8 protein-coding genes, 1 tRNA gene and 1 pseudogene are annotated in these 6523 nt (G+C 42.3%); 1 reads left to right on the forward strand and 9 read right to left on the reverse strand.

All coding sequences use genetic code 11. The features are described from left to right. Positions 1–783, forward strand: coding sequence for an ABC transporter permease (locus tag ACHBGV_RS07830; protein ID WP_394736062.1), 783 nt, complete (start codon positions 1–3; stop codon positions 781–783). Between the two features lie 68 nt (positions 784–851). Here the strand turns inward: ACHBGV_RS07830 and ACHBGV_RS07835 are convergent. From ACHBGV_RS07835 to ACHBGV_RS07875, 9 genes and pseudogenes are all read right to left on the reverse strand, one after another. Then, positions 852–1169 (reverse strand): annotated as a pseudogene (locus ACHBGV_RS07835) (transposase); the annotation flags it as partial. Positions 1170–1321: 152 nt separating this feature from the next. Beyond that, the gene (gene rpsR, locus ACHBGV_RS07840) at positions 1322–1561 is read right to left on the reverse strand and encodes a 30S ribosomal protein S18 (RefSeq protein WP_002939250.1); all 240 of its coding nucleotides are present in this window, start codon (positions 1559–1561) and stop codon (positions 1322–1324) included. Between the two features lie 32 nt (positions 1562–1593). Beyond that, the gene (locus ACHBGV_RS07845) at positions 1594–2088 is read right to left on the reverse strand and encodes a single-stranded DNA-binding protein (RefSeq protein WP_002942409.1); all 495 of its coding nucleotides are present in this window, start codon (positions 2086–2088) and stop codon (positions 1594–1596) included. Positions 2089–2099: 11 nt separating this feature from the next. Beyond that, on the reverse strand, positions 2100–2390 hold the full coding sequence (rpsF, locus tag ACHBGV_RS07850) for a 30S ribosomal protein S6 (protein ID WP_105111495.1): 291 nt from the start codon (positions 2388–2390) through the stop codon (positions 2100–2102). 158 nt (positions 2391–2548) lie between these two features. Further along, complete coding sequence (locus ACHBGV_RS07855; RefSeq protein ID WP_394736063.1) at positions 2549–4213, reverse strand: DAK2 domain-containing protein; 1665 nt, start codon at positions 4211–4213, stop codon at positions 2549–2551. Positions 4214–4215: 2 nt separating this feature from the next. Further along, entirely contained in the window at positions 4216–4581 is a 366-nt protein-coding gene (locus ACHBGV_RS07860) for an Asp23/Gls24 family envelope stress response protein (protein WP_105111305.1), read from the reverse strand. A 132-nt stretch (positions 4582–4713) separates the two neighbouring features. Next, a complete protein-coding gene (gene rpmB, locus ACHBGV_RS07865) occupies positions 4714–4902 on the reverse strand; it encodes a 50S ribosomal protein L28 (RefSeq protein WP_001140948.1) in 189 nt (62 codons plus the stop codon). A 329-nt stretch (positions 4903–5231) separates the two neighbouring features. Further along, positions 5232–6113 (reverse strand): class II fructose-bisphosphate aldolase, encoded by an 882-nt coding sequence (locus ACHBGV_RS07870; RefSeq protein ID WP_105111306.1) that lies wholly within the window; start codon positions 6111–6113, stop codon positions 5232–5234. Positions 6114–6273: 160 nt separating this feature from the next. After that, a tRNA-Leu gene (locus ACHBGV_RS07875) sits at positions 6274–6359 on the reverse strand. Positions 6360–6523 lie beyond the last annotated feature (164 nt).

The raw sequence follows: 6523 nt of genomic DNA on the forward strand, positions 1-6523 counted from the left end.
ATGAAAAAGTATATCGGTCTTTATTTGTACAATGTCAAGGTCTTCATGATGGCCCAGATGTCTTTTCGGGTAGATTTTTTCATCGGTCTGGTCTCGTCTTTGGTGGAGCAGGTGGTCTATCTGATTTTCCTCAATGTCCTTTTTAGTAATATCAAGGAGATTGCAGGCTTTAACTACGGGCAGATGCTGTTTATCTATGGAATGGCGACGGTGGGGCGGTCGGTCCACTTGATTTTCTTTGATAATCTGTGGATGTTTGGTAGCCGCTATATTCGACGTGGGGAGTTTGAACGCCTGCTTCTGCTGCCAGTCAATCCGCTCTTTCAGCTGGTTTGTGAACGAATTCAACCTCAGGGCATTGGGACTACCTTGATTGGTGGCGTGGCTCTCTGGCAGTCTTCGCAGATTTTGGGCTTGGAATGGTCGATTTGGAAGATTCTCTTGTTGGTTTTTATTGCCATTTGCATCGGTCTGCTCTATGCGGCAATTCAGCTGGGACCAACAGCTCTTGCCTTTTGGATCGTGGAATCCTTCCCTCTCACCATGGGGATTTTTGCACTCAACCAAATGGCCCAATACCCTCTCAATATCTATCCAAAAGTCATTCAATTCCTACTGATTTTTGTCTTTCCCTATGCCTTTACCGCCTACTTCCCAGCCCTCTACTTCCTGGACCTCTCCATGTGGGGCCTCGCACTCCCACTTGTTGTTGCCATCATCTTTACGATTAACTATAAGCTCTTCCGCTATGGTATGACCAAGTTTACGAGTGTTGGTGGTTGACGGAGCCTGGGAAGAGGCTCCATCAAGTTGGAGATAGAGGCGACCAGAGTCGGCTGTCATTAACAAGTCTACAGATAGACTTGTTCAAGTTGGAGATAAAAGCTAGCGACAGCTAGCCACAGAATGAAGACAAACATCTCGATTGATGTTTGTCTTTTTCTGTTTATTGGTCTGATAGTCGGTCTTTTTGCCAGAATCGTGGCTATTTGTACAATATAAAAAGGCTTCCCTGCCCTCATTTTTACCAATTTCTTGAGATTTAAGCACGCCAAAGTCAGTCCAACCTTATCTTCCATTTTGGACTTGCCTTTCTCTCTTGTATAACGAAGATTGTGGTACTCGTTGGCTGTCCCAAAGAGGCGTTCAATCTCCTCACTGCGCAATTGTGCTTCTCAAGTTTAACGAGCACAAGTAAAAACGACCTATCAGTGTTGAACCTATCTAGTTTCTAGGGGGCTAGCTAAATAGGGCTTTGAAGCTCCTAATTCGCTCTCATATTTTCAAGCTCATGAAAAAATCGCCACACCGGGCGATTTTTTTAATCTTCATTTACGAATGGTAGCAAGGCCATAACGCGAGCACGTTTGATAGCTGTTGTTACTTTACGTTGGTTTTTAGCTGAAGTTCCAGTTACACGACGTGGAAGGATTTTTCCACGTTCTGAAATGAAACGGCTAAGAAGCTCAGTATCTTTGTAATCAACATATTCAATTTTGTTAGCTGCGATATAGTCAACTTTTTTACGGCGTTTGAAACCGCCACGACGTTGTTGAGCCATGTGTTTTTCTCCTTTATATATTTAGTATCGACCTAAAATGGTAGGTCATCGTCTGAAATATCCATTGGGTTTGATGCACCAAATGGACTTTCTTCTCGAGCGAAGTTCGGTGTAGATTGTGCAGGTGCTTGATAAGGTGAATTGTAATCATTGCCACCAGCAAATGAATTGCCAGCAGAATATCCGCCACCTTGACCTTCACGGGCAGTACGGCTTTCCAAGAGTTGGAAACTTTCTGCAACTACCTCAGTTACATAAACGCGTTGCCCTTGCTGATTGTCGTAACTACGGGTCTGAATGCGACCAGTCACGCCAATGAGAGCACCTTTCTTAGCCCAATTCGCCAAATTTTCAGCTTGTTGACGCCAGATAACTACGTTGATAAAGTCCGCTTCACGCTCGCCATTTTGATTTTTAAAATTACGGTTAACTGCAAGTGTAAAAGTCGCAACAGCTTGGTTTGACGGAGTGTAACGAAGTTCTGCATCGCGGGTCATGCGACCAACCAATACTACATTATTTATCATATAAAACCTTCTTACGCGTCAAGTTTCACAATCATGTGACGAAGAATGTCGCCGTTGATTTTTGACAAACGGTCAAACTCTTTAAGAGCTTCGTCGTTAGTCGCTTCAACGTTAACGATGTGGTACAAACCTTCACGGAAATCTTGGATTTCGTAGGCAAGGCGACGTTTTTCCCATGCTTTTGATTCAACGATTGTTGCACCGTTGTCAGTCAAAATAGAGTCAAAGCGTGCTACCAAAGCGTTTTTAGCTTCTTCTTCAATGTTTGGACGAATAATATAAAGAATTTCGTATTTAGCCATTGATATGTTCCTCCTTTTGGTCTAATGCCCCCAGGTCCTAGCCTGTGGGAAGTGAGGGATACTCACAAGAAACTATTATATCATATTTGGACCAAATAGCAAGCAAAACATCCACAAAATACACAAGAAAAGAACAGTCAGACTGCTCTTCTCATGGATTATTCTACACTAAATAGATATGGATAGACTGGTTGGTTTCCTTGATGGATTTCAACCTCTACATCTTCAAATTTCTCTTCCAATTGATCAGCAAGGACTTGTGCTGTATCCTCGTCACCATCCTCACCAATATAGATAGTCACGATTTCACTATCTTCATCCAACATTTTATCAAAGGTAGCAACAAGCGTCTCCATCATATCTGGATTAGAAACCACAATCTTGCCATCAACCATACCCAAGTTATCATTTTCATGAATTTCCAGACCATCGATAGTTGTGTCACGGACTGCAGTTGTCACGCTACCACTTTTCACTTCTGCAAGTGATGCCGTCATCGCTTTAAAGTTGCTGTCCAAATCACGACTTGGATCAAAGGCAAGCAAGCTAGTGAAGCCTTGTGGTAGAGTCTTGGTTTCTACCACCTTAACCGCCACTTCAGCAACTTCTGCTGCAGTCTGAGCCGCCATCAAGATGTTCTTGTTGTTTGGCAACAAGATGACATTGCGAGCATTGACCAATTCAATAGCATTGACAAAATCCTCTGTTGAAGGGTTCATGGTCTGACCACCTGAAATCACATAATCAACGCCTTGTGATTTGAAGATCTCTGTCAATCCTTCTCCAGCTGCAACAGCGATAATGCCGTATTCTTTTTGCTCAGCTGGTTTTTGGTAGGCTTCTTCTTTTTCAACTTGCGCTTCATGTTGTTCACGCATATTGTCTACTTTTACCTTGACTAAGCTACCATATTGGAGACCTGCTTGCATAACCAAGCCTGGATCTTCTGTATGGACGTGAACTTTTACAATTTCATCATCATTGACTACAAGGAGTGAATCTCCTAGGTCGTTGAGGTAGTTACGGAATTCTTCATAATCAAAGTCTTTCACATAAGTAGGACCTTGGCGAAGGGCAACCATGATTTCCGTACAGTAACCAAAGGTAATGTCCTCAGTCGCTACATGACCAGCAACTGACTTGTGGTGTTCTGCATTAATCATTTCTGTCATGACTGCTGGAGTTGCTTCAAAATCCTCAGAAGCAATGTATTCACCAGTCAAAGCTGACAAGAAACCTTCGTAGATATAAACAAGACCTTGACCACCAGAGTCAACAACCCCAACTTCTTTCAAGACTGGAAGCATATCAGGTGTTTTCTTGAGGGCACGGTTGGCACCTTCAAGAGTTGCACGCATGACTTCAATGGCATCATCTGTTTCTTCTGCTTTTTTTAGGGCAGCCGTCGCTGCACCACGAGAAACGGTCAAAATGGTACCCTCAACTGGCTTCATAACGGCCTTATAAGCCACTTCTACACCATGTTGGAAGGCCTGTGCCAAATCCTTACCATCTAATTCAACCTTGCCTTTAACAGACTGGCCAAAACCGCGGAACAATTGTGACGTAATAACGCCAGAGTTTCCGCGAGCACCCATGAGTAAACCTTTTGATAAGATTTGAGCGACTTCACCAACTGTATTTGCTGGCTTATCCGCAACTTCTTTGGCTCCATTGGTAATGGTCATACCCATATTGGTACCAGTATCCCCATCTGGAACAGGGAAAACATTAAGTGAGTTGACGTATTCAGCTTGTTTATTCAGACGAGTTGATGCTGCCTGCACCATTTCTTGAAATAAACTAGTAGTAATTTTAGACACAATTATTCTCCTACGACTTTAATATTTTGGATGAAAACATTAACGGCATCCACAGAGATACCCAATTGATTTTCCAAGTTGAACTTGACACGTTCTTGGATATTGCGAGATACTTCACTGATTTTTACACCGTAGCTCATAACAGTGTAGACATCAACTGCAATACGACCATCTTCCAAGGTCTTGATGACAACGCCCTTGGCATAGTTTTCCTTTCTCAAAAGAGCCTGGAAATTGTCTTTGATGGCGGATTTGCTAGCCATGCCGACCACACCAAAAATCTCGGTCGTAGCTCCACCGACAACTGTGGCAATCACGTCGTCAGTCAATTCAATTTGGCCGTCTTTTGTATTGATTTTAACAGTCATATTACTTTACCTCAAATAGTTTTATCACTCCATTTTACCATACTTTCGCCATTCTGTAAAAAACAAGCTTGTGACAGCAGACGGAAGACTAGGTTTCTTTGGCAAAAAAAAATAACCCAAAAGGGTCATTTCTTAAACGCGTTCTACTTTACCTGATTTAAGGGCACGAGCTGAAGCCCAAACTTTTTTAGGTTTACCGTCAATCAAAACAGTAACTTTTTGAAGGTTTGGTTTAACTGCGCGTTTAGTTTGGTTCATTGCGTGTGAACGGTTGTTACCTGATACAGTCTTACGACCAGTGAAATAACATACTTTAGCCATTGTATCTTCCTCCTCATTTGATCAAATATATCGGATGTGCTAGCACCACATACCATACTATTCTAACAGAAAAGAATGAAGTTGGCAAGGAATATTTTTATTTTTTTCTTTCGACAGTTCTCCAAGAATATTGAAGCCTGTCTATCAGACAGAATTGACATTTGACCAAGCTTGTTTCAAATCTTCTAAGGACAAGCCATTGAAAAAACGGATTTCCTTGTTCGCAATCAGAGATTGCTTCACAGAATAGGACTGTTTGAAACAGTAGATTAGATAAAACTCAAAAAACCAACCTTGCGGTTGGTTTAGATAGCATTACTTATATAACATTAAGCTTTGTTTGCTGAACCAAATACGTCGATTCGCTCTTCAACAGATGCTTGGATAGCTTTTACGCCGTCAGCCAAGAATTTACGTGGGTCAAAGAGTTTTTTCTTGTCGTATTCTGCTTCGTTTGCTTCATAAGCTGCTGCAAACTTACGAGTTGCGTTTGCAAATGCGATTTGACACTCAGTGTTAACGTTAACTTTAGCAACACCCAATTTGATTGCTTCTTGGATTTGTGCATCTGGAATACCAGAACCACCGTGCAATACGATTGGGAAACCTGGTACAGCCTCTGTCAATTTACGCAAGTGGTCAAGGTCAAGACCTTCCCAGTTTTCTGGGTATGGACCGTGGATGTTACCGATACCAGCTGCCAAGAAGTCAATACCAGTTGCAACCATTGCTACTGCATCTTCGATTGGAGCCAATTCACCAGTACCAACGATACCGTCTTCTTCACCACCGATAGTACCAACTTCAGCTTCAACTGAGATACCTTTAGCGTGTGCCAATTCTACAACTTCTTTTGCTTTTGCAAGGTTTTCTTCTACTGGAAGGTGTGAACCGTCAAACATGATAGAAGTGTAACCAACTTCGATACACTCAAGTGCATCTTCGTAGTGACCGTGGTCAAGGTGAATAGCAACTGGAACTGTGATGTTCATTGACTCGATCAAGTTTGCGATCAAGTTGCGAGCTACTTTGTAACCACCCATGTACTTAGCCGCACCCATAGAAGTTTGGATAAGAACTGGAGCTTGTTTTGCTTCTGCTGCACGCAAGATAGCTTGAGTCCACTCAAGGTTGTTTGTGTTAAATCCACCAACTGCATAACCGTTGTCACGCGCTGCTTGGACAAATTTTTCTGCTGAAACTAATGGCATTCTAAGAGCCTCCTAATATTTTTTGGGAGTCGTCCCCCATACCCTCTTATTTTAACACGATTCTCAAAAAAATGCTAGCTGAAACTGTATCCGTATGAGAAAATTTTCACATAACTTTCAGGCACAAAAAAAGACTGGTTAAACCAGTCTGAAAGTTCTATGCGGAGAGAGGGACTTGAACCCTCACGACCTAAAGCGGTCACAGGATCCTTAATCCTGCGCGTCTGCCAATTCCGCCATCCCCGCTGAACACTAGATAAGTATATCACGGGGTAATACCCTTGTCAACACTTTTTTGAAAAAAAGTTTATATTTATTACTTTCCCGCGTTGTAGGCAAATTTCAATTCCGAGTTAGCCACCTATAAGAAATTCTCTCGGTGACTTGTAGCCCAAACATTTTTTGGGATA

Origin of the sequence: Streptococcus sp. A34 (assembly GCF_043674115.1) — a bacterium.
GTDB lineage: Bacteria > Bacillota > Bacilli > Lactobacillales > Streptococcaceae > Streptococcus > Streptococcus suis_V.